The following is a 3,103-nucleotide window of genomic DNA, read 5'->3' on the forward strand; positions in this document are numbered from 1 at the left end:
CCGACGCCGAGGTCGCCGGCTCCGGCGACGGCTCCGGCGACGGCTCCGGCGCCGGCTCCGGCGACGGCTCCGGCGACGGCTCCGGCGACGGCTCCGGCGACGGCTCCGGCGACGGCTCCGGCGACGGCTCCGGCGAATGAGCCACAGACTCCCCAACCCCTTCCTTGCGAGACCCGAGAGCTACCGAGGGGGGACCTCAATCGGAGTTGAGGAGTACCCCGGTTTCCACACAGCAGGCGATCGGGAAATAGCCCTGGCTTATGCCTACGCCAAGACCCCCCCGCCCCCGACGGTCCGGGAGGGCGATTTCCCAGTCCTGATAGGTCTGGACATGAGGGGGTACGAGAGGCTGCTCGATTACGACGCAGTGATCTCTCTCCTGCCCGTCGTACAAACGATGTTGGAGGAAGCCCCCACACTCGACGACTGGTACGAGATACTGGAGATTAGCTATGCGGAAGCGGAGGTAGACTTCCCACCTTCCGCCGCGGCACATGCCTTCCAGGTAGCACTCTCTCACATCATAGAGGGAGGGGGCATCGACCCCGACTCTTTCGCGGACACGCGGGAGTACACTACCTTTCGCGACGACATACTGAACCTACCGGGCAACAATTTCCAGGGAGCAGAGAAGCATCTCTCCCCCTTCACAAGAAAGGTACTCATGGGGGCGGTGCAACAGTACCGGTACCTCGACGACGTACCAGAAGAGAGGGTTGTGTCGGTCGAGATTCTCCAGCCGATGTGGGACGAGATCCTGAGATTTGATGAGGACGAGAAGGTGGACCTCTTGGACGACCTCGGGTGGAACCTCACTCACGAGGACGACGTAGCGGAGTTCTCCGTCCCTATCAAAGTCCTCGTTGACTTCGAATGGCCCCGGAACCCAGGAGCGAGGATTGAGTACCACGGAACAAGCCTGTATAACCTACTTGCCGCGGCACCGGGGCTCCGGGAGGACATAGAACCCTCGGTCCCCCAGATGCCGGAGATTCCAGAGCTATGAGGAAGGATAACCCGCTCACACCCCACCTAGCCAAGCTCAAACGAGCGAAGAGATGGCCTGCTCAGATGCAGCATCTCTACGACTACTTTGAGGAGGCAGAGGACCCGCGTGCTCGGGCAGAGGAGTTGCTGCGGTGCTGTTCGTGGGAGTTCTTGGCGGGCCGGGAGTACACAGGCCGACTTCCGGCAGACCTGGAAGACGTCCTGGACAACCTGCTCGACGAGCATGACTCCCCCCAGGAAGCCTTGGAGGAAGTCTTCTCGGACCACCCCAAGCTCTGGGATGCTCTACTAGAGTTCCAAAACGAGTTCTTCGTGGAACATGCCCAAGAGGAGTCCCCCTCCTGGAGGTACCTCCACCCGCGGTACGGTGATGAAGCCTACGACTGGCTCATTCACTTCAGCGACAGCGCCTATGACATTGCCGCTGAGGGGTTCTGCCGAGGCGTACCCCACGTCGAAACGCTGGGACTCACCACACTCCTCAGCAGCTTCTATTTTGACACGGAAGGGTACAACTTCGCCTACCCGGCTGAGATGGCACAGCGGTTCGGGTTCAACCGTTGGGGGGATCCGCAGTACGGGAAGAGGGCTGTACTGTTTCGCGCCCCCCACATGGTCTTCGACCACAGCACTGATAATGAGCCTCAGGCAATCTTCTGGGGGCCTTCTGCTCGGGATATCATCGTTATTGACTTCGAGTACCGTGAACCTGTGCTGGAGGCGGATACGCTGGTGCTGGTTGCCGATTCCGGGGAATCCGTGGCCTTGTGGCCTGAGTGGGATGACCTCCCCGACGGCGAATCCCCGGAAGATGTTGCCGATGATCTACAAGACGAGCATGGAGGGGAGTGGACCAACCGCCTGGAGTTCGTGGACGTCGAAGAGATGTTAGAATGGTTGGAAGGACCTCCCATAAGCGGACGGCCCCGCCTCAGCCTCTTCGACCCCCTCTCCAAACCTACTTGCGTCGTAAAGCACCGACGCGCGGCGCGCCGTGGCTGAGCGCGAGTTCTGGGGCGATGAGGCCGCAGGAGCCTATCTCGTGGCAGAGGACACCGGTCGGGTGCTCTTGGTGCTGCGCAGCGGCCACGTCAACGAGCCGTGGACCTGGGCGGCAGTCGGCGGGAAGATCGACCCCGGTGAGACTGCCTCAGAGGCTCTCGTACGTGAGGTTGAAGAGGAGCTAGGATATGACGGCCCTCTACGGCTCCGGCGTATCAAGGCGTTCCTCGCGGGCGACTTTGTCTACCACAACCACATCGGGTACGTGCCGCACGAGTTCGCGCCGTCTCTGAATTGGGAGAGCGACGACTACGCCTGGGTGGAGCCCGAAGAGATCGACGACTGGCCAGACCTCCACTTCGGCGTGGAGTGGCTGCTCGACAACGGCGGCCTGGACCTCTAGGGCAGCTGTTACAGGTGTCGTACTGTGGCAGGCAGTTGGGCCTGTTCCTTTACATCCAGGTTGCTCATGATTCGTCGTCTCCGGCGTCGAGAGCGTTTCCAGGCTCCTCTGCCGAGGGCTTGCGCCCCGTGAACGCAGAACGCGCCTGACGGCCCCATGCGTCGAACTTGTCCACTACGGAGTCAGGGACACCGAGCCGCGCCTGAAGCTCGCCAACCTCGTCCGCGAGACGGTCTTGGCCAACGGTGCGAGCCGCGAACCCAATAAGCGTGGTGGCCAGCAGGGCTTTGCCGTGCTCGCGCGACGTGACGTAGACAGCCTCGCGGAGGTCGTCGATTGGGACATCCTCGATTACGTGGAACCGGTCGCACCCGCCGCAGAACCCCTGGCTCACATCCTGGGGGTGGTAGCTCTTACGGCCTTTGGCGTCGCAGTCATCACGGAGACATGTGATCCAGCGGTTACCGTCCGCGTCTCTACCTATCTCGAAGGTCTTCTTCACGCTTCGCGGTGCTCCTTGAGCAGCGATTCCAGGGAATCTCTGTTCCGCGGGGCTTGCGCAAGAGGCTCATAGTAGTTGCACCAATCGGGAGTTGTGACCGGACGGTCGGATAACGGGGATTTGGGCTCAGAGCAGGTCATCAACACCCAATGCCTGCGTCGGCAGCTAGAGCAGTCACCCATCAGCAC

General features: G+C 61.6%; 4 protein-coding genes. 3 read left to right on the forward strand and 1 reads right to left on the reverse strand.

Features of this window, described 5'->3' with window-relative positions; genetic code table 11:
- The first annotated feature begins 136 nt into the window (after window positions 1-136).
- From K0U62_11585 to K0U62_11595, 3 genes are read left to right on the forward strand one after another with little or no spacing between them, the layout of a single operon-like run.
- Window positions 137-1,006 carry a hypothetical protein gene (locus K0U62_11585; GenBank protein MCH9802153.1) on the forward strand — a complete coding sequence of 290 codons (870 nt, stop codon included), beginning with the start codon at window positions 137-139 and terminating at the stop codon, window positions 1,004-1,006.
- Window positions 1,003-2,010: a hypothetical protein gene (locus K0U62_11590; protein MCH9802154.1), complete on the forward strand. Its 1,008-nt coding sequence runs from the start codon at window positions 1,003-1,005 to the stop codon at window positions 2,008-2,010. The genes K0U62_11585 and K0U62_11590 overlap by 4 nt, the downstream gene beginning before the upstream one ends.
- Window positions 2,003-2,413, forward strand: a complete 411-nt coding sequence (locus K0U62_11595) for an NUDIX hydrolase (protein MCH9802155.1) — start codon at window positions 2,003-2,005, stop codon at window positions 2,411-2,413. Before K0U62_11590 ends, K0U62_11595 begins: the two co-directional genes overlap by 8 nt.
- Before the next feature lie 64 nt (window positions 2,414-2,477).
- On the opposite strand, the gene K0U62_11600 is transcribed toward K0U62_11595, so the two are convergent.
- On the reverse strand, window positions 2,478-2,915 hold the full coding sequence (locus K0U62_11600; protein MCH9802156.1) for a hypothetical protein: 438 nt from the start codon (window positions 2,913-2,915) through the stop codon (window positions 2,478-2,480).
- Window positions 2,916-3,103 lie beyond the last annotated feature (188 nt).

Source organism: Actinomycetes bacterium, assembly GCA_022599915.1.
In the GTDB taxonomy this organism is placed as follows: Bacteria; Actinomycetota; Actinomycetes; order S36-B12.